This window comes from Cupriavidus gilardii (genome assembly GCF_013314895.1).
Lineage (GTDB): Bacteria > Pseudomonadota > Gammaproteobacteria > Burkholderiales > Burkholderiaceae > Cupriavidus > Cupriavidus gilardii_C.
In genome coordinates this window covers 169,851-194,091 of the sequence record NZ_JABTYE010000003.1, presented here as the reverse complement: position 1 = coordinate 194,091, position 24,241 = coordinate 169,851, and the positions used below count along the sequence as shown (strand labels likewise).

Genomic DNA, 24,241 nt, shown 5'->3' with positions numbered 1-24,241 from the left:
AGCGCGTCGATGTCCCGATTCTTTATCGAACGTCCCATCTTCGCATGGGTCATCGCGCTGGTGATCATGCTGGCGGGCGCGCTGTCGATCGGCGCGCTGCCGGTGAGCCAGTATCCCGCCATCGCGCCGCCGACGATTGCGATCCAGGTCAACTACCCCGGCGCGTCGGCGCAGACGGTGCAGGACACCGTGGTGCAGGTCATCGAGCAGCAGCTCAACGGCCTGGACCGTCTTCGCTATATCTCGTCCGAGAGCAACGGCGATGGCAACATGACCATCACCGTCACCTTCGAGCAGGGCACCAATCCGGACATCGCGCAGGTGCAGGTCCAGAACAAGCTGCAGCTGGCGACGCCGCTGCTGCCGCAGGAGGTGCAGCAGCAAGGCATCCGCGTGACCAAGTCCGTGCGCAACTTCCTGATGATCGTCGGCGTGGTGTCGAGCGACGGCAGCATGACGCGCGAGGATCTCGCCAACTACATCGTCTCGAACATCCAGGACCCGCTGTCGCGCACGCCGGGCGTGGGCGACTTCCAGGTATTCGGCGCGCAGTACGCGATGCGGATCTGGCTCGATCCGGCCAGGCTGACCGCGTTTCAGCTGACGCCGTCGGATGTCAGGACGGCGATCCAGGCGCAGAACGTGCAGGTCGCATCGGGCCAACTGGGTGGCCTGCCGTCGGTCGCCGGCCAGCAGCTGAACGCGACGGTGGTGGGCAAGACGCGGTTGCAGACGCCCGAGCAGTTCCGCGAGATCCTGCTCAAGGTCAATGGCGACGGCTCGCAAGTGCGATTGAAGGACGTGGCCGAGGTGGGGCTCGGCGGCCAGGACTACAACATCAATGCGCAGTACAACGGCCGCCCGGCCTCCGGCATCGCGATCCGGCTCGCCAGCGGCGCCAACGCGCTCGATACCGCCAAGGCGATCCGCACGACGCTGGGCGAGCTCGAACCGTTCTTCCCGCCGGGCATGCAGGTGGTCTATCCGTACGACACCACGCCGGTGATCTCCGCGTCGATCGAGGGCGTCGTGCGCACGCTGCTCGAGGCCGTGGTGCTGGTGTTTCTGGTGATGTATCTGTTCCTGCAGAACGTGCGCGCGACGCTGATTCCTACCATTGCGGTGCCGGTGGTGCTGCTCGGCACCTTCGGCGTGCTGGCGGCGTTCGGCTATTCGATCAATACGCTGACGATGTTCGGCATGGTGCTGGCGATCGGGCTGCTGGTCGACGACGCCATCGTGGTGGTCGAGAACGTCGAGCGCCTGATGGCCGAGGAGGGCCTGTCGCCGGAGGAAGCGGCCCGCCGCTCGATGGGGCAGATCCAGGGCGCGCTGATCGGCATTGCGCTGGTGCTGTCCGCGGTGTTCCTGCCGATGGCCTTCTTCGGCGGCTCGACCGGCGTCATCTACCGGCAGTTCTCGATCACCATCGTGTCGGCGATGGTGCTGTCCGTGCTGGTTGCGCTGGTGCTGACGCCGGCGTTGTGCGCGACCATGCTGCGGCCGTTGCCGCCGCACGGGCATGGCGCGCCGAAACGGGGCCCGCTGGGCTGGTTCAACCGCAGCTTCGAGGCGGCCACGCGCGGCTACGAGCGCGGCGTGGTGGCGGTGCTCAGACGGCGTGGCCGCTATGCTGCCGTGTACCTGTTGATCCTGGCGCTGGCGGCGTGGATGTTCACGCGGATCCCGACCTCGTTCCTGCCCGACGAGGACCAGGGGGTGCTGTTTGCCCAGGTGCAGACGCCTCCCGGCGCGTCGGCGCAGCGCACGCAGCAGGTACTCGATCGGCTGCGCGAGTACCTGCTGCAGGAAGAGGGCGGCGTGGTGCAGTCGCTGTTCACCGTCAACGGCTTCAATTTCGCCGGCCGCGGTCAAAGTTCCGGCTTCGCCTTCGTGCTGCTCAAGCCGTGGCACGAGCGCATCGGCGAGGCGACCAGCGTGTTCGACCTCGCCCGGCGCGCGCAGGCCCGGTTTCGCGACATGCGCGATGCGATGGCGTTCGCCTTCGTGCCGCCGGCCGTGATGGAGCTGGGGAACGCGACCGGTTTCGACGTCTATCTGCAGGACCGTGCCGGCGTCGGTCGCGACGTACTGATGCAGGCGCGCGACCGCTTCCTGCAGCTCGCCGCCCAACGTCCGGAACTGCAGCGCGTGCGGATGAACGGCCTGAACGACGAGCCGCAATACCGGCTGGAGATCGACGACGAGAAGGCGCGCGCGCTGGGCGTGTCGCTGGCGGAAATCAACAGCACCGTGTCGATCGCCTGGGGTTCGAGCTACGTCAACGACTTCATCGACCAGGGCAGGGTCAAGCGGGTCTATCTGCAGGGCAGGCCGGACGCGCGGATGAACCCGGACGATCTGGCCAAATGGTTCGTGCGCAACGATCGCGGCGCGATGGTCCCGTTTACAGCGTTTGCCAGCGGCAGCTGGGGTTATGGCTCGCCGAAGCTGCAGCGCTACAACGGCGTGGCCGCGATCCAGATTCTTGGCGAGCCGGCGCCCGGTCACAGTTCCGGCGAAGCGATGGCGGCGGTCGAGCAGGTCATGGCGCAGCTGCCGGCCGGGGTCGGCTATTCGTGGAGCGGGCTGTCGTTCGAAGAACGGTTGTCCGGCGCGCAGGCCCCGGCCCTGTACGCGCTGTCGCTGCTGGTGGTGTTCCTGTGCCTGGCTGCGCTGTACGAGAGCTGGACCATTCCGATCTCGGTGATGCTGGTGGTGCCGCTGGGGATCGTCGGCGCGCTGGCCGCGACGCTGCTGCGCGGCCTGCCCAACGACGTGTTCTTCCAGGTGGGGCTGCTGACCACGATGGGGTTGTCGGCCAAGAACGCGATCCTGATCGTCGAATTCGCCAAGGCGCTGCACGATCAGGGCAAGGGCATTGTCGAAGCCGCGATCGAGGCAAGTCGGATGCGGCTGCGGCCGATCGTGATGACCTCACTGGCCTTCGTGCTGGGCGTGGTGCCGCTCGCCACGTCGGTGGGCGCCGGCTCGGGCAGCCAGCATGCGATCGGCACGGGCGTGATCGGCGGCATGATCACAGCGACGGTGCTGGCGATCTTCTGGGTGCCGCTGTTCTATGTCGCGGTGCACCGCTGGTTCGGCGGCCGGCGCGGCACGCCGGCCAGCGAAATTTCGACAAAGACCGCGTGAAGAACCTTACCGCCCGCGTATTTGTTACGCACGGGCCCGGCGCGCACGCCTGGCGCCGTTCCTTTCGCGGACCGCCGCTCACGGCCCCACGCGCGCGCTGACGCGGTATTGCGGCCCCGGCTGCGCATGCGCACCTGCCAATGGCAGGCTTCTTGCAGCTTGGCCTCCAGACATCGTGACGTATGGAGGACACCATGGCACAGCAACCGCAGGGTGGACAGGGCGGTCAAGGCGGTCAAGGCGGTCAGGGCGCACAAGGCGGCAGCGCAACACCGCAGAACGCCGCCACCGATCCGGCGCAACGACCCGATCCCGAGGGCGCCAACACCGATGAAACCGTGCAGGCCGAGGAGCGCGCCGCGGGCGGCGTGTCCGGCAGCGGCAACACGCTGGGCGACGGCATGACTGCTGGCGGAGCGGAGAACGTCGAGGAACGCAAGGTCCTGCAGCAGCCCGAGGACAAGGACAAGAAGGGCGAAAAGGAACAGCAGGGCCCGGTGAAGATTGCCGTCGCGGGCGAAGAACACGGAGACGAAGACGCGACCAGCCAGTAGCGCCGCGTCGTATCGGCAGGGTTCATGACGTCGTCGGCGTCGGGACGCCGGGCGTCAACAGCAGAGGAGCATCCGATGAAAACCACCTGGGTCCTGGTGGCCGACGAGGCCATCGCCCGCATTCTCGAAGGACACAAGCCGGGCCAGGAGCTGGCCTGCATCGATGAACTGACCGACGCCGGCGCGCATGCGGATGCGGCGGATCTGCGTCGCGACGCGTACGGACGTCGCGCCGGCGCCGGGGCCGGTCCGGGTGCCGGCCCCGCGGTGGGCGGCGGTACGGGACGCCAGCGCGCGCCATCGAGCGTCACGTCGTCGGCCGGGGAAGACGAACTGCACCTGGAAGCCGAGGGGTTTGCCCGTCGCGTTGCCGAGCATCTGGCCGACGCGCTGCAGAAGCAGCGCTACGACGAGCTGCGCATCGCGGCCGCGCCGCGTTTTCTCGGCCTGCTGCGCAAGCACCTGCCCGCGCAGGTGGCCAATGTTGTCACCGAGGAAGTCGACAAGGACCTGGTGCATCTGCCCGAGCGCGAATTGCGCGAACGGCTGTTTGCCGCGAAATTCGGCGGCGATCGGCCCGGCGGCCAGGCGGCGGGCTAAGCGCGAGAGGCCGCCATGCCCCGCCGCGCGGTGCACGCGCTTCGTAACCTGTATGGACTGCTGAAGGACACCGTCAGCGCCTGGATCGACGACTACGCGCCCAGCATGGGCGCGGCAATCGCCTACTACACGGTGTTCTCCGTGGCGCCGCTGCTGCTGATCGTCATTTCCGTGGCGGGCATCGTATTCGGCGCCGACGCCGCGCGCGGGGCCATCGTCACCGAACTGCAGGGCTTCATCGGCACCGAAGGCGCGAAGGCGATCGAGGACATGCTGGCGGCGGTCAGCGAACCGGCAACCAGCACGCTGACGACACTGGCGGGCCTGGTCACGCTGCTGATCGGTGCGACCACCGTGTTTGCCGAACTGCAGAGCGCGCTCGACCGCATCTGGCGCGTGCCCGAGCGGCAGAAGAGCTCGGGGCTGTGGGGCCTGCTGCGGGCGCGCGTGCTGTCGTTCGGCATGATCCTCGGCATCGGCTTCCTGCTGATCGTGTCGCTGCTGGCCAGCGCCGCGCTGGCGGCACTGTCGCGCGGGTGGGCGCCGCTGTTCGGCGAAGAGGAGGCTCTGGCCCATGCCGTCGATTTCCTCTTCAGCCTGACGGTGATCACCACGGTTTTCGCGATGATCTACAAGATCATGCCGCGTGCCCGCGTGCGCTGGCCCGACGTCTGGCTTGGCGCGCTGGTGACCGCGTTGCTGTTTTCGATCGGCAAGTTCCTGATCGGCCTGTACATCGGCAAGACCGGCGTGGCGTCGGGCTACGGCGCGGCCGGTTCGCTGGTGGTGCTGCTGGTGTGGGTCTACTACTCCGCGCAGATCTTCCTGCTGGGCGCGGAATTTACCTGGCTGTATGCGCATCGCTTCGGTTCGCTGCGTGGCCAGCAGCCGGACGAGCGGACCGTGTCGGTGAAACCGGGACGCTACGTCGAGCCGCAGCAGCTGGGAGATCGGCGGCCGGGACAGGGGCAGGGCACACACCAGGGTCCGTGAATCCGGCAGGCAGTGCAGGGGCCCGGCGCAGTTCAGCGGGGCTCGGCGAGATCCCCGAAGCGCGCCAGGTAGTGCCACACCTTCTTCAAGTCCTGCGAGTCGAAGCGGCCGCCGCGGGCTGCATCGCCGATCATCGCCGGCGTCAGCCAGCCGTCGCGTGCCAGCACGCAGCCCAGTTCGACGTAGCGTGCACCGCGATAGTGGGGGTGGCGACGTAGCGCTTGCGCCGACAGCCGGAATCCGGGGTGCCATTCCAGCGCGCAAGGCAGCGCGCGCGCCATCGCCTCGATCTCGGTGCCGCGGTAGCAGGGATCCAGCACCAGCGCCTCGACATCGCGTGCCAGTACCACGGGTCCGTGTACCTGCGCCTCGATATAGTCGTCGAGCGGATCGGGCTGGGGCGTCGCGGCCAGCGCGATCAGCCCCATCCGCTCGGCCACGCCGAACGCGGCGGGATCGTAGACGCTGTCGGGATAGCAGAACGTCGTGCGTGCCAGCACGGCGCCACGCAAGCGAAGGTGCGCCGAGCCGAAGCGCGGCGAGCCGCCGGTCGCGCGGCAGCGGAAATTGAGCGCGCCGTATTTCGGGCGTTCGGCCGGCGCAGCGTCATCGTAGGCACCGCCGAACAGCCGGCTTTCCCACTGCCAGCGGTCGCCGCCCGGATGCGCGGTCAGGCCGCCATTGCTGGTGCCGGTCTCGAACTGCGAACGATAGACGCCGTCTTCGCCAAGCGCCCGCAGGAAGGGCACGCCTGCATGCACGCGATCGGGATGGAAATTAAGCGTGACGCGCAGCGTCGGATCGATCGGCTCGCCCAGGCTGCGTGCGGCGACATGGGCGAGGGCGCGGGCCTGGGGGGAATCCGGAGGCGGTACCCATGAATCCCCGATATCGATGGCGTGGACAGGCATGACGGTCGGCTGGCGTTCGGCTTGCTGCGGGACGCACCGTGAGGGCTCGCTGCGGGCTCATGGCGGGCTCATGGCGGCTCATGGCGGCTCATGGCCGGCTCACTGCGCGGCTTGCATTCTAACGTCGCCGATGCCGGAGCGCGTGCCCTGCCTGTCCTTCGCTTCGCTTCGCTTCGCGCCGCTTCCGTCAAGCCCGCATGCCGTCCAGCACCTTGTCCAGCGTCAGCGGATAACTGCGCAGCCGGATGCCGGTCGCGTTGAACACGGCATTGGCCAGCGACGCCCCCGCCCCGCAGATGCCGAGCTCGCCGACGCCCTTGGCGCCGAGCGGATTGGCCTTGTCGTCGTATTCTTCGAGGAAGACCGCGTCGATCGCCGGGATGTCCGCATGTGCGGGCACGTGGTAGCCGGCGAGATCGCGATTGACGAAGGCGCCGTAGCGCGGGTCGACCATGGTTTCTTCCATCAGCGCCGCGCCGACGCCCCAGATCATGCCGCCGATCATCTGGGAACGCGCCGTCTTCGGGTTCAGGATGCGGCCGGCGGCGAATACACCGAGCATGCGCCGCAGGCGGATTTCGCCGGTGTCGACATCGACGCCAACCTCGGCGAAATGCGCGCCGTAGGCGTGCTGTGAATACGTTTGATATTCCGGGCCGCGTTGCACCTCGCCGGTCACGCTGAGCCCGTCCGGCATCGCACGCGCGAGCAGGGCGCTCACCGGCTCGGATTTGCCGCCGGCGTGCAAGCGTCCGTCCGCGAAGCGCGCCTGCGCCGGGTCGGTGCCGAACAGCGGCGAGGCGCGATCGGCGGCGGCGACTTCCGCCAGCCGGCGGCACAGCGCCGCGCAGGTATTGAACACCGCGGAGCCGGTACTGGCCGCGCCCCAGGAACCGCCCGAGCCGGGCGTCGGCGGAAAGTCGCTGTCGCCCATCTCGACCTGCACCGCCTGCATCGGCAGGCCCAGCGATTGGGCCGCGATCTGCGTCAGGATCGTGTAGCTGCCGGTGCCGATATCGGTCATCGACAGCCGCACGCGGGCCGTGGCGTCGCGATACAGCGTGACCTCGGCCTTCGATGCCTGCAGATAGTTGGGCCGGATCGCCGCCGACATCCCATAGCCGATCAGCCAGCGTCCGTCCCGCATATTGCCCGGCGTCGACGGCCGGCGCGACCAGCCGAAGCGTTCGGCGCCTTCCCGCATGCATGCCACCAGCCCGCGCGTGGAGAAGGGCACGTTGCGCTCGGGATCGACGCGCGGCTCGTTGCGGATGCGCAGTTCGATCGGGTCCATCCGCAGCGCATGGGCCAGCTCGTCGACCGCGCATTCCAGCGCCAGCGCGCCCGGGGCCTCGCCCGGGGCACGCATGATGTCCGATGGCGGCAGATCGAGCCGGACCAGCCGGTGGCTGGTGCGACGGTTCGGCGCGGCATACAGCGAGCGGGTGAAGGCCGCGGTCTGCTCGGCGAATTCGTCGTACATCGCGGTCTGCTCGATGACGTCGTGCGCGAGCGCGGTCATGCGGCCATCGCGGCCGGCGGCCAGCCGGATGCGCTGGCGCGTCTCGGTGCGATGGTTGGTGTTGGCGAACATCTGCTGCCGCGTCAGCGCGACCTTGACCGGCCGCCCTGTCATGCGCGCGCCGATCGCCGCGAGGATGGCGTCGGCATGGGTCGGCACCTTGGAGCCGAAGCCGCCGCCGACATGCTTGCAGACCACGCGCACGTTCTCGGTCGGCAGATTCAGCGTGCGCGACACGGCGATCTGGCAGGTATCGACCATCTGCGTCGAGGTATGGATCAGCAGCCGGTCGCCGGACCACTGCGCGACGGTGCCGTGCGGCTCCATCGGGTTCACGTGCTCGTACGGGGTCGTGTAGGTCGCGTCGATGCGCACCGGCGCCGCGGCAAACGCCGCATCGAAGTCGCCGACCGCGGTGTCGTGCGGCATGCCCGCGTTGATGCCGTCGGGCTCGTAGGCGTTGCGCAGCTCCGCCGTCATGTCGAATTTCGCGCCCCATTCCGGCGTGTAACGGACCTGTACGCGCGCCGCCGCGTCGCGGGCGGCTTCGAACGAGTCGGCGATCACTAGCGCGACCGGCTGGCCATAGTGGCGCACGCGGTCGCTGTCGAGCATCGGCTTGGGCCGCTCGAAGCGGCGCGCCACCTTGGGAGGACCATAGGGCGATTGCGCGGGCGCGTTGCGGTGGGTGACGATCAGGATCACGCCGGGCATCTGTGCGGCGGTCTCGGTATCGATCGCGACGATGCGGCCGCGCGCGATCGTGCTTTCGACCAGATAGCCGTAGGCGAGCGGGCCGTTCGGCACGTGATCGCAGGCGTAGACCGCGCGCCCCGTGACCTTGAGGCGCCCCTCGACCCGGTCGACAGGCGCGCCGATCCATTGCTGGCCGCTGTTTTCGCCCATGCTTTGGCCCATGCTTTGGCCGGTGCGCTGGCGCTGCTGAAGTTCATCCATGGTGCGCTCCGTCGCGTTGCGATGCCTGCGTCAGGCTGGCCTGCAGCACCTGCCTGGCCAGCGGAATCTTGAAGTCGTTGCCGCCGAAGCCGCGTGCGCCGGCCAGCGCCGCGTCCGCGGCCCGGCCGAACAGCTGCGCCGATGGGACCTTGCCGGTCAGCATGGCTTCCGCCTCCGGCACGCGCCACGGCTGATGTGCGATGCCGCCGAAGGCCGCCCGCACGTTCCGCATGCGGCCGCCCTCGACGTCCGCGACCAGCGCCACCGACACCAGCGCGAAGGCGAACGAGGCGCGATCGCGCACCTTGCGATAGGACTGCACGCCGGGCGGGGGCGGTGGCAGCACCACGGCGCCGATCAGTTCGCCCGGCGCCAGATTGGTCTCCAGGTGCGGCGTCTGGCCCGGCGCGCGGTAGAGCTGCTGGATCGGGATCACGCGCAGGCGACCATCGGGCTGCACGGTTTCGATCCGCGCATCGAGCGCGCTCAGCGCGACCGCCATATCCGAGGGATGCACCGCGATGCAGGCATCGCTGTAGCCGACCACGGCATGCATGCGGTTGATGCCGCGCAGCGCCGAACAACCCGAGCCTGGCGTACGCTTGTTGCACGGCATCGCGGTGTCGTAGAAGTAGGGGCAGCGCGTGCGTTGCAGCAGATTGCCGGCGGTGGTGGCCTTGTTGCGGATCTGCGCGGAGGCGCCGGACAGCAGCGCCCGCGTCAGCAGCGGATAGCGCTCGCGCACCAGCGGGTGGGCCGCCAGATCGCTGTTGCGCACGGTGGCACCGATGCGCAGCGTGCCGTCGGCGTTGGCCTCGATGCCTTGCAGCGGCAGCGCGTTGACGTCGATCAGCCGCGTGGGCCGCTCGATCTGCAGCTTCATCAGGTCGAGCAGATTGGTGCCGCCGGCGATGAAGCGGGCGTCGGGCTGGGCCGCGGACGCGACCGCCTCCCTGAGCGCAGCCGGGCGCTCGTAGGTGAATGGCATCATCGCTGGCTCCCGGCCGCGCTGCGAATGGCGGCGACGATATTGGGATAGGCGCTGCAGCGGCACAGGTTGCCGCTCATGCGCTCGCGCACCTCCGCCTCGCTCAGGTCCTGCAGCGATACCGTGCGGGCGCCGCTCAGATCGGCGCTGGCATGGCTGGGCACGCCGTCGGCGACCTCGCGCAGCATGCCGACCGCGGAGCAGATCTGGCCGGGCGTGCAGAAGCCGCACTGAAAGCCGTCGTGCGCGATGAAGGCCGCCTGCACCGGATGCAGCTGCCCGTTGCGCTCCAGCCCCTCGATGGTGGTGATCTCGTCCTGCTGGTGCATCACGGCGAGCGTCAGGCACGAGTTGATGCGGCGGCCGTTCAACAGCACCGTGCAGGCGCCGCACTGCCCGTGGTCGCAGCCCTTCTTGGTGCCGGTCAGATGCAGCGTCTCGCGCAGCGCGTCGAGCAGCGAGGTGCGGACATCCAGCGCGAGCCGGTGGCGTTTGCCGTTGACCGTCAGCGTGACCGGTGCGTTCGGTGCGCCAGCGGTGGCCTGCACCGGCTCGCTCGGGGCGGCGCCCGCCGTCTGTGCGAGCGCCGAGGTCGCGGGCAGCACCGTGATGCCCCCGGCGGCCACCGTGGTGCCGAGAAACGCGCGCCGGCTGAGACGCGGCGTGCCTGTGTCGTCGTTGCGATCGCCCATGTTGGTGCTCCCGAGTCGAGGTGGTTGGGCCGGCGCTGCCGAGGTTTGGCCGATACGGCAGACAGCGCGATGCGGCGCAGTTTGCGCAATCGCTTTAGCGGGTGGTAGCCTCGGCGTGGTTGAAACCCCTTCAACCGAATGGAAGGGAACGAGGCGGGGCCTGGCTTTGGCGGCCGCGCCGTCAGCGCATCGTCACGGCGCTGTCAGCGTGGTGACAGTTTCGGGTCAGCGGCTTGTCAGCGCATTGCCGCGATACTGGCGCCAGCATGCCGCCTGGGGGCGATCGTTCGATCGCGGCGACCGGCCAGGCGTCCCCCATGTTCCCAACTTCGCAACCCACGGACCAGGATCGCGCGATGGATCGCTTGCGAGCGCTGACGGTATTCGTACGCGTGGCCCAGGCCCGCAGCTTCAGCCAGGGCGCGCGCGAACTGGGCATGACGCCGCAGGCGGCGAGCAAGCAGGTCATGCTGCTCGAACGGATGCTCGGCGTGCGGCTGCTGCACCGTACCACGCAGAAGGTCGGACTGACTCGCGAGGGGGAGCAACTGCTGGCGCAGTGCCAGCGCCCGGTCGAATCGCTGGAGCTGTCGCTGCGCCATATCGACGGCGACCGCGAGCAGGTGGCCGGCGTGGTCCGGGTCGCGTCGCCGTGTTCGCTGGCACGCAGCTATGTCGCGCCGGCAATCGGCGAATTCGTGCAGGCGTACCCCGATGTCGCCGTCGAACTGATGGTCGGCGATCAGCTGACCGACGTGATCGAGCAGGGCATCGATATCGGTCTGCGCACCGGCAGCCTGCCCGACAGTTCGCTGGTGGCGCGCCGCATCGCGCCGCTGCAGTTGATCGTCTGCGCGGCGCCGGCCTACCTGGAGCGGCATGGCGTGCCGCGGTCCATCGCCGAGCTAGAGCGGCACCGCTGCACCAGCTTTCTGCATCCGCGTACCGGCAAGGTCTTCCCGTGGGAGTTCCTGGTCGACGGCGAGATCGAGACGCGCACCTTTGCGCCGTTTGTCGCCACCAACGATGTCGATGCCGAAGTGGAGACGGTCGCAAGCGGCGCAGCGATCGGGCAGTTCTTCAACTATGCGGTGGCGGGGCACCTGCGGGCCGGACGGCTGGTGACGGTGCTGCCAGAGCACGCGACCGAGCGCTACGGGGTGTTCCTGTACATGCCGGCACGCGCGCATGTGCCGCGGCGCAACCGCTTGCTGGCGGATTTTCTGGTGGAGACGCTGGCCGGGCATCCGGACTTCGCACGCGTATCGCTGGAGGCGGTACGGCCAGTCAAGCGACGGGCATGAGGCCGCGGTCTGCGAGCGCTGTTTGCCCTCTCCCCCCGACCCCTCTCCCGCACGCGGGAGAGGGGAGAAAAGCGGGCTGCGAAGACACTGGTAAACCGCGATTCGGCTCCCCTCTCCCGCGAGCGGGAAAGGGGCTGGGGGAGAGGGACAAGCGCCAATCAGCGCGACATCGCTCGCCTTACGACGCCGGACACGGCAACGCCGCGGCGATCTGCGGCCGCCCCTGCGCGACCGCAGGCGAATCGTCGGCCGTCACCGTGTTGTTGGTGAACCGGCAGCCGTAGTCGGGCCGCGCCACCGTGGCGGCGTCGAGCACGTTGTCGCCCTCGGGCCTGGGTCCGCCCTGTTCCCACTGCACCATCGCATCGAACGCCGCGGTCTGCTCGGCCACGGTGAAATCGCAATGGCTGACGCCTCGGATCGCGCGCTGCACCAGCCATTGCGCGGTGCCACGCGCATCGGCCCGCCGCTTGTAGATCTGCTGCATGCTGAAGGGCACGTACATATCGCCGAGCGTATGCAGCGTGACCACCGGCACGTTGATGCGCGCGTTGGTCTTCGGGATCCACCGCAGGCCATCGCGCCGCAGGCGATTGGCCTCGGGGTCTGCCTTCGCTCGCAGGATCGTGCCGTTCAGCGTGGTTTCCTCCGCCGACAGCGCGGGGTCGCCGTCGAGCTGATAGACGATGTCGGTGGTCGACACCCCGTTGCGGTTCAGGATGCCGTTGATGGTGCCGTCGCCGCCGAAGGTGCCCCATACCGTGTTCTGCACCGGGCCGGCGAAGCCCTGATCGAACATGGGCCGCGCGCCGCCAGTGAGGTTCTGCACGATCGCCTTGACCTTGTCGCCCTGTGCGGTGGTCGCGCTCGGGAAGGTGGTGAACAGCGCGTCGCGCACCGCCGGCGCGATCTCTGCCCAGTTGGTCACCGGCCAGGCGGTGGCGGGACGGCCCGCATACTGCTGCGCCGCCAGCTGATAGGCCGCGAAGTAGTCGAACAGTTCGGAGTCGCCGAGCACCCCGCACATCGGCACGGCGCCGTGATAGCGGACCTTGTTGTTGGCCGTCTCCAGCGTTTCCTGATCGACAGCCGCGGCCGCGATATGGCCGCCCATCGAATGGCCGACGATGTAGACGCGGCTGGGCGGCGCGAGCGGGCGCCGGTTTTGCGCGGCGATCTGCACGAAGGCCAGCGCCAGCGCATTGGTGTCCTCGACGCCGGCGCGCACGTCGTAATAGTTCTTGCTGTAGCTCGATGCCGCCCACGCGTAGCCGGCCTCCAGCAGATGGCGGCGGATCGACGGCGTGGTCACGTTCAGTGCCTCGCCGGTGCCGGCATAGCCGTGCGCGTACATCACGAGCTTGCCGTTCCACTGCTTGGGGACCTCGATGCGATAGCCCGAGCCCTTCAGCGTGCCGGTCCAGCGGTCGGTCTCCGGCGCGCCGGCCAGCGCGGGGAAAGCCAGTGCCGCTTCGTTGACGGTGAAGGTGCGGCTGTCCTGGGCGCGGGTCTCTTCCGGCTGGCGCGGCGGATCGTCGTCGTCGCCGCCGCAGGCGGCCAGCGGCAATGCGGCGGCAAGCGCCAACGCCAGGGCGGCGCGCGTGGTGAGCTGCATGGTTTGTCTCCTCGTTTTATCGAATGGGGGCCATTCGTCTTCATGCCGCACTGCCACATCGCCTCGTCACGAAAACGAACGACCGTGCACGAAGTCTAAAGACGAGGAGACGAAAAGTAAAAGAAAAGCCCCGCGGCGTTTCGCGTGGCGAAATGCGCGGGCAGCAGCGCATGAAACTCAGCCGCGCTTGGGAATCTCCAGCCCGCGGATCACCGCCGGCCGCGCGACAAAGACGTTCAGCACGCGCTGCACCTGCGGAAAATCGTCGAAGCCGACCAGTTCCCGGGCCTCGTAGAAGCCGATCAGGTTGCGGATCCAGGGGAAGGTGGCGACATCGGCGATGGTGTATTGGTCGCCCATGATCCAGTCGCGACCCGCCAGGTGTTTCTCCAGTACGCCGAGCAGGCGCCGCGATTCGGCGACATAGCGGTCGCGCGGGCGTTTGTCCTCGTATGCCTTGCCGGCGAACTTGTGGAAGAAGCCGAGCTGGCCGAACATCGGGCCCACGCCGCCCATCTGGAACATCACCCACTGAATGGTTTGATAGCGCGCGGCCGGATCCGAAGGGATCAGCTTGCCGGTCTTTTCGGCCAGGTACAGCAGGATCGCGCCGGATTCGAACAGCGCCAGCGGCTTGCCGCCCGGGCCGTTCGGATCGAGGATCGCCGGAATCTTGTTGTTCGGATTCAGCGACAGGAATTCGGGCGACAGCTGGTCGTCGGTGTCGAAACGGACCAGGTGCGGTTCATAAGGCAGCCCGATTTCCTCGAGCATGATCGATGCCTTGACGCCGTTGGGCGTCGGCAGCGAATAGAGCTGGAGCCGGTCGGGATGTTGGGCGGGCCATTTGCGGGTGATCGGGTACGCGGAAAGATCTGGCATGGTTCCTCGGTCTTGACTGGACGGACGGTCGCCGCACCACCGACCGGGATCCCGTGTCGGGACGGCCCCCTGGCGCATGGTGCGATGGGCTGCGGCGAGCAAACGCGATCATAAGCGGATTGCGGGCGCCGCGCCGGGCACGCAGGGCCGTCATCCGCGCGCGAGCCAGCCCGCCAGCCGCCCGCGCGGCGGTTGCCAGCCCTCCTGCAGCCGCAGATCCGCCAGCACCGATGCGGTGACCAGCAGCACGGCGGCAAAGGTCGGGCCATGCCACCGATAGGCCGGAGACAGGTGCGACAGTCCCAGGGCCATGGCCGGCTGCAGGCCTGTCCACAGCTGCACGGAAAGCGGGTCGGTGCGGCTGATCGCCCGTTGCAGCAGCCACTGCGGCGCCAGCACGCACAGCGCGCCGACTGCCACCAGGGCCAGCAGCAGGCGGGGGTCGGCCGGTATGGCGCTCGGTGCTTCGAGCCAGCTCCACGCCAGCGCCAGGCCCAGCGCGAGATGAAAGCGGTGTGCGACGATGGTCGCCGGGGTCCAGCCAAGTTCCTGCAACCGCTTGCAGACGTGCACGGTCAGTGCCGAACCGATGCCCGAGGCAACGCAGCAGGCCAGCGCCGCCATCGCCAGCACCCAGCCGTGGTCGGCCACCCCCCGATCCTGCGCGGACCATCCGAGCAGCATGCAGCCGGCGGCGATGCCGGCACAGGTCAGCCGACGCGCGCGGGGCGGGCCCCGCCGGTCGCGCGCGCAGGCGAACGCCATGGCGGTCAGCACGGCGACGCCGACTTCGAGGGCACCCACGACTGCCGCCGGCAGATAGCGCAGGGCGAAGAAGAAGCCGATATAGGAGACCGCGGTCAGTGCGTTGGCGAGCGCGAGCCACATCCGGCCGTGCCCCGGCAGCCTGCCGCGCGACCCGGCCAGGCACACCCCTGCGGTCAGCAGCAGGCTGCAGGACACGTAGTGCGCGGCATGCAGGCCCGCAAGATGGCTGGCGAACAGCACTGCCCCGCTCGATTGCAGCAGAAGGGCGGCGAGCGTCATCAGTCGGGCGGAAGGCATCGGAAAACTGGCAAGGTCTGCGGGGGGCGGGGCAAGGGTGTCGGGCACCGTCGGTCCCTGAAAGCCCGCAGCGTAGCGGCGCAGAATGAGACCGGGATGAGCGCGATGGCGGACCGCAGCATGGCTGGCCGGCGCCGCGAAGTGCGAGCACGGCAGGGCGCACGGCCGTTTTGGTACGATGCACGCTTCGCGAATCCGCTGTACTCCGTGTGAAGCGTCTTTCCCTACTCAACGCCGGCCTCGCCGGCGACCGCGCGCCATGATGCGCGAACGTTTGCGCAGCACCCTCGCCGACTGGCGTGCGCGGCTGCGCCGGCCGACCGGCCGCCAGATCGCCTGGGGCGTGGCCGCGGTGCCCGTCCTCTTTCTCGCCTATACGCTGGTGCTGGTGCCGTTCACGCCGGGCATCAGCGATATCCGCAAGGCCAAGTCCGAGCGGCCGGCCCAGGTGCTGTCCGCCGACGGCAAGCTGCTGGCCGAGTTCAAGCGCGCCAACCGCGACTGGGTGCCGCTGGACAAGATTTCGCCGAACGTCGTCGCGGCATTGATCGCCACCGAGGACCACCGCTTTTACGAGCACTTCGGCCTGGACTGGCGGCGCACCGCGGCGGCGGCCTGGTACACGCTGTCGGGCGACCGGCAGGGCGGTTCCACGCTGACCCAGCAGCTGGCGCGCAACCTGTATCCCGAGGAGATCGGCCGCGCCGCCAGCGTGACGCGCAAGATCAAGGAAGCGATCACCGCGCTGAAGATCGAGGCGCTGTATTCGAAGGACGAGATTCTCGAGACCTATCTGAATACGGTGCCGTTCCTGTACAACGCCACCGGCATCGAGATGGCGGCGCGGACGTACTTCGACAAGCCGGCCGATCGGCTCGACGTGCTCGAGAGCGCCACGCTGGTCGGCATGCTCAAGGGCACCAGCTACTACAACCCGGTGCTCAATCCCGAGCGCGCGGTCGAGCGCCGCAACATCGTGCTGGCGCAGATGGTCAAGCGGGGCAAGCTCAAGCCCGCCCAGTTCGAGGCGCTGAAGAAGCGTCCGCTGCGGATCGACTTCGAGCGCCAGACGCCGGAGGAGGGCCCCGCCCCGCATTTCGCGCAGCAGCTGCGCAAATGGCTGATCGACTGGGCCGACCGCAACGACTACAACATCTACACCGACGGCCTGGTGGTCCATACCACCATCGATTCGCGGCTGCAGGCGATGGCCAACCAGGCGGTGGCGCGCCAGGGCGCGCGGCTGCAGGGCATTGCCAATGCCGCGTGGTCGCCGCGGGGCGGCTGGAGCGCGAATCGCGCGCTGGTCGAGGCCTTCATGCGCGAGACCGGCCAGTACCGGGCGGCACGCGACGCCGGGCTCAGCGATGCGGATGCGCTCGCGCAACTGCGCAAGGACGGCGAGGCGATGCGCACGCTGCACGAGCAGAAGACCCGTATCCAGGCCGGCTTTCTGGCGCTCGACCCGCGCAACGGCGAGATCCGCGCGTGGGTCGGCAGCCGCGACTTCGCCGACGATGCCTTCGATCATGTGCAACAGGCGCGCCGCCAGCCCGGCTCGACCTTCAAGCCCTTCGTCTATGGCGCAGCCTTTGCGCAGGGCATCGGCCCCGATACGACCTTGCGCGACGAGGCGGTCGAGATCCGGCTGGCCGGCGGCGAGGTCTGGCGCCCGACCGACGGCGGCCCGCCGAGCGGACGCGATCTGACGCTGCGCGACGGCCTGGTCTATTCGAAGAACACCATCACCGCGCAACTGATGCAGCAGGTGGGCCCCGTGCGCGTGGCCAACCTGGCGCGCGCGATGGGCGTGCGGCAGAGCCGGCTCGATACGGTGCCCTCGCTGGCGCTGGGCACCAGCCCCGTGACGCTGAAGGAAATGGTGGCGGCCTACGGCACCATCGCCAACGGCGGCGCCTATCTGGAGCCGACCATGGTGACCCGCATCGAGGACCGCGACGGCCATGTGCTCGAGTCCTTCCGCCCGGCGTCGCCGGAGCGCGTGTTGCCGCCCGCGGTCGCCTACACGCTGCTCGACGTGATGCGCGATGTGGTCGCCCGCGGCACCGGGGCCAGCATCCGCACCCGCTACGGCATCCATGCCGACGTCGCGGGCAAGACCGGCACCACGCAGGACAACGCCGATGGCTGGTTCATCCTGATGCATCCGCAGCTGGTGGCCGGGGCCTGGGTCGGCTTCAACGACGCCCGCGTGACGCTGCGCAGCGACTATTGGGGCCAGGGCGCGCACAGTGCGCTGCCGATCGTCGGCGACGTCTTCCGCCGCGCTTTGCAGACCCGCGCCATCGATCAGCGCGTGCGCTTCGAGAACCAGCAGCAGCCCGGCATGCTCGATCCTTGGCTCAAGTCGGTGGAAGGCTGGTGGGCGCGCACCTTCGGTCCCGCGTCGGAGCCGGAAGCGGCGGCCGAGGTCCACGTCGCGCCGGCGCCGGCCGCGCGGCACGAGCAGCCGGTCGACAACGGCATGGCTTCCGAGCCCGAGGTGCTCGACGAGGACGAGCCGGTCCCGATGCCGGCCGATCCGCAGGCCTCGGCGCCGTTCGGGGAGCCGGTGCCGGCGCCAGGGCAGGGAGCTTCGGCGGTCGAGCCGGGCGGCACGGCAGTTGGCCCGGGCAACGGAACCATCTCCGCACCGAGCCCCGGCGCATATCAGGCCCCGACCGCCGGCGCGGGCGTCGGCGGCACGGCTCCGGCACCGGCTCCCGTTCCGGTTCCGGTTCCGCCGCCTGCGGTGCCGGGAAATGGGGCGGTGCAGGGGCCGGTGAATGGCGCCACGGGAGGACAGTCGGCCTTGCCAACTGCCCCGGCGGCGCCGCCAGCCGCGCCAGTTCCAACCAGCCCGAGTGCCAGCGCGCCGGGGGCCTATCAATAAGCCTTCGCAAACCAAACCACCCCCTCTCCCCGGCCCTCTCCCCCTGAGGGGGAGAGGGAGAACACCATCGGCATCCACAGTCCGCCGACGCATATCGCCGGCGAGCTCGCGCCAGGTTTTCTCCCCTCTCCCGCTTGCGGGAGAGGGGCCGGGGGAGAGGGAAAGCGGCGCTCGCCATATCACGACATGATCCAACACGACCTCGCCGTCGCCCGCCGCAGTGCCCCATGCGCTATGCTTGCGCGATTTGGTGAGGATAGGCGCGCACAATGGGCATCCTGAGCTTGAGCAATCTGGTGGCGGAGTTCCTGCTCGCGTTCTCCGCGCTGCTCAGTATCATCAACCCGTTCGGCATGGCCTTCGTGCTGTTCGACCGGACCCGTTTCCTGACCGTCGAGGAGCGCCGCAAGCTGAGCCGCCAGGTCGCGATCAATTCGCTGATCGTGCTGCTGGTGACCTTCTTCCTCGGCACCGCCATCCTCGGCTTCTTCGGCATCTCGCTGCAGGCGCTGCGCCTGGCCGGCGGCTTCGTGGTGGCGTTCAGCGGCTGGACCATGCTGAACGCGCCGACGCAGCCCGCCGAGAAACGCATCGAATCGGTCTCGACCGGCGACGTCACGCAGATGGCGTTTTTCCCGCTGACGATCCCGCTGACGACCGGCCCCGGTTCGATCGCTACCGCGATCGCGCTGAACGCCAGCCGCAGCCGCGAATGGCGCGATGCGATCGAATCGGCAGTGGTGTCGGTGACGGTCAGCGTGGCCGTCGCGATCGTCGTCTATGTGGTCTACAGCCGCGCCGAGCTGCTGGCCCGCGTGCTCGGACCGGAAGGCACCAACGTCGTCACGCGGCTGTCGGCCTTCCTGCTGCTGTGCATCGGCGTGCAGATCATGATGACCGGCATCAGCGAATACCTGACGACGCTGCCGGGCCTGGGCTGAGCGCCGCGCCGGCCCGGAGGCGCATCGAAACGTCTGCTTTCCGGCTGCCGGCTAATCCAACCTGAACTGCCCCACCGCGCCGGTCAGCCGCGCGAGCTCCTGCTGCTGGCGCGCGACCTCTTCGGCGGTCTGGTCGACATGGTCCGCGTTCTGGCGCGACGCCGCGTCGATGCCGGCGATATTCCCATCCACCTGATCGATGCCGGCCCTCTGTCCGCCGGTGGCGAGCGCCATCTGGTCGACGATGGCGGCCAGCCGCGCGACGCTGGCCTCGAGCTCGCCCATCGTGTTGCCGGCCGTGCCGACCAGCGCCGAGCCGGCGCGTGCGCGGTCCACCGATTCGCCGATCAGCGCACGGATCTCCTTGGCCGCCGCCGCGCTGCGCTGCGCCAGCGTGCGCACTTCGCCCGCCACCACCGCGAAGCCGCGGCCCTGCTCGCCCGCACGCGCGGCCTCGACCGAGGCGTTCAGCGCGAGGATATTGGTCTGGAACGCGATGCCGTCGATCACGCCGATGATGTCGGCGATCCGTTCGCTCGCTGCATGGATTTCGCCCATCGTGCGGATGACCGAGCCGATCACCTCGCCGCCTTGCGCCGCGACCGCGCGCGAGGTGCCCGCCAGCGTGTGGGCCGCCTGCGCGTGGTCGGCGTTCTCGTGCGCGCTGCGGCGCAGCTCGCTCATCGCCGTGACGATCTCCTCCAGTGCGCGCTGCTGGCTGTGCGTGCGCTCGGCCAGCACGGCATTGCGCTGCAGGATGTCGCCGGAAGCGGCGGCCGCCGCTGCCGCGCTGTCGCGCACCTGCAGCAGCGTGCCCCGCACCGCGTCGAGCGTGGCCTGAAACGAGCGCGCCAGCGCGCTGGCGGGCTGCGGCTCGTCGGCGCGCGCCGGCGTCAGCGTCAGGCGGCCCGGGTCGCGGCCGATGCGCGCGGCCAGCGCCGCCAGTTCGCCGGCGGAGCGCGCGTCGGCCTCCATGCGATGGGCCAGCACCACCAGCACCGCCGTCTGCACGACCACAAAGGCCGCATGCAGCAGCACGATGCCCAGGCCCGGCTCGGTGAAGCAGATCACGCCCCAGCCCCAGCTCTGGAAATAGTTGAAGCTCAGGTGGTGCACGGCGATCAGCGCCGCCGCCAGCAGGATCGGCCGGAAATCGCGATAGGCCAGCAGCACCGACAGCAGCACGAACACGGCGAAGTGATATTCGGCCTGTCCGTGTGCCTGATGGATCAGCAGCCCGACCATCGCCATCGAGATCGCCGCCGTGGCCAGCCGCGTGCCGAGCCTGCCCGGCAGCGCCGCGGCCCACAGCGTGGCCGCGACCGACAGCGGCAGGCCCACCGCCAGGCTCGGCCCGATCATGCCGTAGCGCCAGCCGGCCAGCAGCGAGGACGCCCATAACAGCCAGATCGTGCCGACCAGCAGGCGGTCGGCGCGCCGGTGGACGGCCTCGAGCAGCGTGCCCGCGGGCTGCGCCTGCGGCAATGGTTCATCCGGTCGCGTTGCGGTGTGATTCCCTTCGGCGCGCAAAGCCAGCGTGCTGCTGCCCATTCGATCCCCCTGTCGTTGCAATTGGTTCGCTTTCGTTGTGCATGTTGTTATCGCGGCCGCACGACGGCATGCCGCCGCACCGTCGATATCGGCAGATTCGGCGCGGGTCTTAGGGCGGGCGTCGTCATGGTTTACCCGCACATTACTGGCACGGTACCCGCGCCGGGCGCGTGGGCGGTAAGGATTGCCAGCGCGGTTGTAAGGACGCGCCGGCGGGCCGCGGACGGGCGGACGGCCGCACGGGGCGGGGCCCCGCGCAGGCGGGCAGGAACGCGATATGTCGGCGGCGGCATGAAAGTTGCGGCCCCCGGGGCCAGGTGCCACGCCCAGGGCGTGGCGTTCGCCAACGTTTGCCAGACAGGAGAAAGCCCATGGCCACACCCGAGCAACTCCCGCCGCAGCACCAGGACCGTCAGCCCGGCCTGGAAACCGACATGCACCCGAAGCCCGACAGCGGCGCCGACGACTATGTCGGCAGCGGCCAGCTGACCGGCAAGGTCGCGCTGATCAGCGGGGGCGACAGCGGCATCGGCCGCGCCGTTGCGGTGGCCTTCGCGCGCGAGGGCGCCGACGTTGCGGTGGCCTATCTGAACGAGCACGAGGACGCCAGGGAGACGGCGCGCCTGGTCGAGGAAGCGGGCCGCCGCTGCCTGCTGATGGACGGCGATCTCGGTGACAGCGCCCACGCCGCGCAAGTGGTCGAGCGGACCGTCAGGGAACTGGGCAAGCTTGACATCCTTGTCAACAACGCGGCCGAGCAGCATCCGAAACAGGAGCCCGAGCAGATCGAGGAGGGGCAGGTCGAGGCGACCTTCCGCACCAACGTCTTCGCGATGTTCCACCTGACGCGCGCGGCGCTGCCCCACCTGCAGCCGGGCTCGGCGATCGTCAATACCACCTCGGTCACCGCTTATCGCGGCAGCGCGCACCTGCTCGACTACTCGTCCACCAAGGGCGCGATCGTCTCGTTCACGCGCTCGCTGGCGTTGCAGGTGGTCAAGCGCGGCATCCGCGTCAACGGCGTCGCGCCGGGACCGATCTGGACGCCGCTGATTCCGTCGACCTTCCCGCCGGAGCAGGTCGAGAAGTTCGGCAAGGAGACGCCGATGGGCCGCCCCGGCCAGCCGTTCGAGGTGGCAGCCGGTTTCGTCTTCCTCGCCTCGCGCGCCGCCAGCTATATCACCGGGCAGGTGCTGCACATCAACGGCGGCGAGGTAATCAACGGCTAGCGCAAAGGCAAGTTTCGTTGTGGCAGGGGATCGATGGGCCGGGCCCGCACCGGCGCATCGAGGCGGCGTTCGCGCTTGACGTTCGGGGCTCGCCGTCTAACCTGAATGCTTGCTGGGGTAAGCTGCGCATTCGTGCAGTGGCCGCCATCGCGGTTGCCCGGTCCAGCCCCTTGCCACCATGCCCCAGAGCTACCTCGGCACGCGCCATTACTTCGCCACGCAGCGTCGCACGCTGGTCGCGCTGCTGTTCGGCGCCATCCTGTTTCCCGCAGCGGTGCTGGCCACGTGGGCGTGGCTGTCGCTGCGCGCCGACGTCGCCGAGGCCGAACAGCGTTCAGCGCGGCTGGCGCGCGTGATTCAGGAGCACGCCAGCAAGGTCTTCGAGGGCAATCACCAGATCAACAGCCGCATCCGCGATGCCACCGCGGGCTGGAGCAATGTGCAACTGCGGCAGCACGAGGACGACGTCCATACCCGCCTGGCCGATATCGTCGGCGGCCTGCCGCAGGCGTCGTCGCTGGCGGTCTACGACGAGCATGGCGTGCTGCTGGCCAGCAGCCGTTTCTATCCGGTGCCGCGCGTCTCGATCAGCGAGCGCGAGGATTTCCGCGCGATCGTCGGCGGGCTGCGTCCGTTCGACGTGACCGGCGTGGTCAGCGACAAGGTGGTGCCCGAACGGGTGATCAACGTCAGCATGCCGCGGCTCGGCCCCGACGCGAATGTCGCCGGACTGGTGTCGGTGGCATTGCGCCCGTCGTATTTCGCCGACTTCTATCGCGACGTGCTCAGCCAGGAGACCGGCGCCGAGGCCGCACTGGTGCGCAGCGATGGCGTGGTGCTGGCTGCGTTTCCGGACAGCGTGCCCGAGCAGGTGCCCGAAGTCGTTCGCGAAGGGCTGCAGCGGGTATCCGAAGGGTCCGGCGACAGCGTGGCCCGGATGACCGGCCTCGGCGGCGGCGACAGTATCGTCGCGCATTGGTCGATTGGCGGCGGGCTGCTGCACGCGGTGGTCGGCATTCCGATGCGCGTGATCCACGCGCAGTGGCGGCACCGGCTGTATATCGGCGCGACCGTCGCGGCGATTCCCGCTTTCGCGCTGTGGGCGCTGGCCTGGACGAGCCTGCGCCGGCTCAAGCGGGAGGAGCAGTCGTATTTGCGCTGGCAGGAGGAGGTCACGCGCCGGCAGGAGGTCGAGGAGCGCTATCGCCAGTCGCGCAAGCTCGAGGCGGTCGGCCATCTGATTACATCGGTGGCGCACGACTTCCGCAATGTGCTGTCGGTGATCTCGTTCAATACCGATCTGATGATCACCCGCCCCGATGTCGCGCGCGAGAAGGCGCTGGCCGGTATCAAGCGCAGCGTGGCGAGTGGCGTCGCGCTCAGCAACCAGCTGATCGGCATGGCGCGCAAGCGCCAGCACCGCAAGGAGGTCCTGCTGCTGCCGCAGGAGGCCGAGGGCTGGACGCCGCTGATCCGCTCGACGCTGGGACCGCGCGTGCAGCTGCGCTACGAGATCGATCCGGCCTGCTGGCCGGTCTGCGCCGACAGGAACGAGCTCGAACTGGCGATGATGAACCTGGCGTCGAACGCGCGCGATGCGATGCCCGGCGGCGGGCAGTTCGTGGTGACGGCATCGAACGTGACGCTCGACGGCACCCGCCCGGGCGGCATGCGCGGCAACTATGTCTGCCTGGCCGCGCGCGACAACGGCAAGGGCATGCCGCCCGATGTGGTGGAGCGGGTATTCGAGCCGCTGTTCACCACCAAGACCGCCGGCCTGGGCAGCGGCCTGGGATTGGCGCAGGTGCACGATTTCTGCCGCGAAGTCGATGGCGTCGCGGTGATCGAATCCGAGGTCGCCAAGGGCACCACCGTGCGGCTCTATCTGCCGGCATGGGAGCGTGGCGACAGCCATGCGCGAGCGCGCTGGGGGGCCGGCGCCAGCGCGGTACTGATCGTCGCCGACCAGCCGCGCACCGTGCAGAGCGCGGTCGAATCGCTGCAGGCGACCGGCCATCGCGTGACGCTGGTGCGCGACGAGGCCGAGGCGATGGCGGCGATCGACCGCTACGGCTTCGACCTGGTGATCGCGGATGCGCGGCTGGGCCCCGCGCTCGGCGGCCTCGCGCTGCGCGATCGGCTGACCCGCAGCTTTCCCTTTCTTCCCGTGATCCTGATGACGGACGACGCCGACATGATCGCGCTGGCGTCGGTGTCGGGGCTGCCGTTCCTGCTCAAACCGTGGAACGCGCAGACGCTCGTCAAGGCCGGCATTCTCGCGCCGACGCGGGCCGTGGACGGCCAGTCGAGTCCGTCGCGGCTGTAGCCGCTGTAGCCGCTGTAGCCGCTGTAGCCGCTGTCGCCTCCGTAGCCGCTGTAGCGCCCCTGCGC

17 protein-coding genes are annotated in these 24,241 nt (G+C 69.2%); 9 read left to right on the top strand and 8 right to left on the bottom strand.

Translation table 11 applies throughout. From position 1 onward, the window contains the following. The first annotated feature begins 9 nt into the window (after nt 1–9). The 4 genes from HTY53_RS04180 (at nt 10) to HTY53_RS04165 (ending at nt 5,300) form a co-directional block, all read left to right on the top strand. A complete protein-coding gene (locus HTY53_RS04180; RefSeq protein WP_174105197.1) occupies nt 10–3,153 on the top strand; it encodes an efflux RND transporter permease subunit in 3,144 nt (1,047 codons plus the stop codon). A 194-nt stretch (nt 3,154–3,347) separates the two neighbouring features. Next, nucleotides 3,348–3,707 carry a hypothetical protein gene (locus HTY53_RS04175; RefSeq protein WP_174105196.1) on the top strand — a complete coding sequence of 120 codons (360 nt, stop codon included), beginning with the start codon at nt 3,348–3,350 and terminating at the stop codon, nt 3,705–3,707. 75 nt (nt 3,708–3,782) lie between these two features. Continuing rightward, entirely contained in the window at nt 3,783–4,307 is a 525-nt protein-coding gene (locus tag HTY53_RS04170; protein WP_174105195.1) for a host attachment protein, read from the top strand. A gap of 15 nt (nt 4,308–4,322) precedes the next feature. Beyond that, nucleotides 4,323–5,300, top strand: a complete 978-nt coding sequence (locus HTY53_RS04165) for a YihY/virulence factor BrkB family protein (RefSeq protein ID WP_174105194.1) — start codon at nt 4,323–4,325, stop codon at nt 5,298–5,300. 32 nt (nt 5,301–5,332) lie between these two features. Here the strand turns inward: HTY53_RS04165 and HTY53_RS04160 are convergent, their stop codons facing one another. From HTY53_RS04160 to HTY53_RS04145, 4 genes are all read right to left on the bottom strand, one after another. Further along, nucleotides 5,333–6,211, bottom strand: a complete 879-nt coding sequence (locus HTY53_RS04160) for a DUF3626 domain-containing protein (RefSeq protein ID WP_174105193.1) — start codon at nt 6,209–6,211, stop codon at nt 5,333–5,335. A 187-nt stretch (nt 6,212–6,398) separates the two neighbouring features. Further along, nucleotides 6,399–8,690: a xanthine dehydrogenase family protein molybdopterin-binding subunit gene (locus HTY53_RS04155; protein WP_254599801.1), complete on the bottom strand. Its 2,292-nt coding sequence runs from the start codon at nt 8,688–8,690 to the stop codon at nt 6,399–6,401. Beyond that, on the bottom strand, nt 8,683–9,681 hold the full coding sequence (locus HTY53_RS04150) for an FAD binding domain-containing protein (RefSeq protein ID WP_174105192.1): 999 nt from the start codon (nt 9,679–9,681) through the stop codon (nt 8,683–8,685). Before HTY53_RS04150 ends, HTY53_RS04155 begins: the two co-directional genes overlap by 8 nt. After that, a complete protein-coding gene (locus HTY53_RS04145) occupies nt 9,678–10,370 on the bottom strand; it encodes a 2Fe-2S iron-sulfur cluster-binding protein (RefSeq protein WP_174105191.1) in 693 nt (230 codons plus the stop codon). The genes HTY53_RS04150 and HTY53_RS04145 overlap by 4 nt, the downstream gene beginning before the upstream one ends. 356 nt (nt 10,371–10,726) lie before the next feature. Here HTY53_RS04145 and HTY53_RS04140 point away from each other — a divergent pair, with 356 nt between their 5' ends. After that, the gene (locus tag HTY53_RS04140) at nt 10,727–11,674 is read left to right on the top strand and encodes a LysR family transcriptional regulator (protein ID WP_174105190.1); all 948 of its coding nucleotides are present in this window, start codon (nt 10,727–10,729) and stop codon (nt 11,672–11,674) included. 178 nt (nt 11,675–11,852) lie between these two features. Here HTY53_RS04140 and HTY53_RS04135 read toward each other — a convergent pair whose 3' ends face one another. From HTY53_RS04135 to HTY53_RS04125, 3 genes are all read right to left on the bottom strand, one after another. Next, complete coding sequence (locus HTY53_RS04135; protein WP_174105189.1) at nt 11,853–13,289, bottom strand: alpha/beta hydrolase family protein; 1,437 nt, start codon at nt 13,287–13,289, stop codon at nt 11,853–11,855. Nucleotides 13,290–13,466: 177 nt separating this feature from the next. Beyond that, nucleotides 13,467–14,171: a glutathione binding-like protein gene (locus tag HTY53_RS04130; RefSeq protein ID WP_174105188.1), complete on the bottom strand. Its 705-nt coding sequence runs from the start codon at nt 14,169–14,171 to the stop codon at nt 13,467–13,469. Nucleotides 14,172–14,321: 150 nt separating this feature from the next. Next, nucleotides 14,322–15,236: a DMT family transporter gene (locus HTY53_RS04125; protein WP_174105187.1), complete on the bottom strand. Its 915-nt coding sequence runs from the start codon at nt 15,234–15,236 to the stop codon at nt 14,322–14,324. Between the two features lie 259 nt (nt 15,237–15,495). Here HTY53_RS04125 and HTY53_RS04120 point away from each other — a divergent pair, with 259 nt between their 5' ends. Together HTY53_RS04120 and HTY53_RS04115 are read left to right on the top strand one after the other, a co-directional pair. Further along, nucleotides 15,496–18,129, top strand: a complete 2,634-nt coding sequence (locus HTY53_RS04120; protein ID WP_174105186.1) for a penicillin-binding protein 1A — start codon at nt 15,496–15,498, stop codon at nt 18,127–18,129. A gap of 269 nt (nt 18,130–18,398) precedes the next feature. Continuing rightward, nucleotides 18,399–19,070, top strand: a complete 672-nt coding sequence (locus HTY53_RS04115; protein WP_149316305.1) for a MarC family protein — start codon at nt 18,399–18,401, stop codon at nt 19,068–19,070. Nucleotides 19,071–19,121: 51 nt separating this feature from the next. Here HTY53_RS04115 and HTY53_RS04110 read toward each other — a convergent pair whose 3' ends face one another. Next, nucleotides 19,122–20,555, bottom strand: coding sequence for a methyl-accepting chemotaxis protein (locus tag HTY53_RS04110; RefSeq protein ID WP_174105185.1), 1,434 nt, complete (start codon nt 20,553–20,555; stop codon nt 19,122–19,124). 437 nt (nt 20,556–20,992) lie between these two features. On the opposite strand from HTY53_RS04110, the gene HTY53_RS04105 reads away from it, so the two are divergent. Beyond that, nucleotides 20,993–21,850, top strand: a complete 858-nt coding sequence (locus HTY53_RS04105; RefSeq protein ID WP_174105184.1) for an SDR family oxidoreductase — start codon at nt 20,993–20,995, stop codon at nt 21,848–21,850. Nucleotides 21,851–22,028: 178 nt separating this feature from the next. Next, nucleotides 22,029–24,176: an ATP-binding protein gene (locus HTY53_RS04100; RefSeq protein WP_174105183.1), complete on the top strand. Its 2,148-nt coding sequence runs from the start codon at nt 22,029–22,031 to the stop codon at nt 24,174–24,176. The last annotated feature ends 65 nt before the right edge of the window (nt 24,177–24,241 follow it).

Coding starts and splice junctions, on each gene's coding strand:
- HTY53_RS04180 (WP_174105197.1), top strand. CDS start 10: ATGTCCCGATTCTTTATCGAACGTCCCATCTTCGCATGGGTCATCGCG.
- HTY53_RS04175 (WP_174105196.1), top strand. CDS start 3,348: ATGGCACAGCAACCGCAGGGTGGACAGGGCGGTCAAGGCGGTCAAGGC.
- HTY53_RS04170 (WP_174105195.1), top strand. CDS start 3,783: ATGAAAACCACCTGGGTCCTGGTGGCCGACGAGGCCATCGCCCGCATT.
- HTY53_RS04165 (WP_174105194.1), top strand. CDS start 4,323: ATGCCCCGCCGCGCGGTGCACGCGCTTCGTAACCTGTATGGACTGCTG.
- HTY53_RS04160 (WP_174105193.1), bottom strand. CDS start 6,211: ATGCCTGTCCACGCCATCGATATCGGGGATTCATGGGTACCGCCTCCG.
- HTY53_RS04155 (WP_254599801.1), bottom strand. CDS start 8,690: ATGGATGAACTTCAGCAGCGCCAGCGCACCGGCCAAAGCATGGGCCAA.
- HTY53_RS04150 (WP_174105192.1), bottom strand. CDS start 9,681: ATGATGCCATTCACCTACGAGCGCCCGGCTGCGCTCAGGGAGGCGGTC.
- HTY53_RS04145 (WP_174105191.1), bottom strand. CDS start 10,370: ATGGGCGATCGCAACGACGACACAGGCACGCCGCGTCTCAGCCGGCGC.
- HTY53_RS04140 (WP_174105190.1), top strand. CDS start 10,727: ATGGATCGCTTGCGAGCGCTGACGGTATTCGTACGCGTGGCCCAGGCC.
- HTY53_RS04135 (WP_174105189.1), bottom strand. CDS start 13,289: ATGCAGCTCACCACGCGCGCCGCCCTGGCGTTGGCGCTTGCCGCCGCA.
- HTY53_RS04130 (WP_174105188.1), bottom strand. CDS start 14,171: ATGCCAGATCTTTCCGCGTACCCGATCACCCGCAAATGGCCCGCCCAA.
- HTY53_RS04125 (WP_174105187.1), bottom strand. CDS start 15,236: ATGCCTTCCGCCCGACTGATGACGCTCGCCGCCCTTCTGCTGCAATCG.
- HTY53_RS04120 (WP_174105186.1), top strand. CDS start 15,496: ATGATGCGCGAACGTTTGCGCAGCACCCTCGCCGACTGGCGTGCGCGG.
- HTY53_RS04115 (WP_149316305.1), top strand. CDS start 18,399: ATGGGCATCCTGAGCTTGAGCAATCTGGTGGCGGAGTTCCTGCTCGCG.
- HTY53_RS04105 (WP_174105184.1), top strand. CDS start 20,993: ATGGCCACACCCGAGCAACTCCCGCCGCAGCACCAGGACCGTCAGCCC.
- HTY53_RS04100 (WP_174105183.1), top strand. CDS start 22,029: ATGCCCCAGAGCTACCTCGGCACGCGCCATTACTTCGCCACGCAGCGT.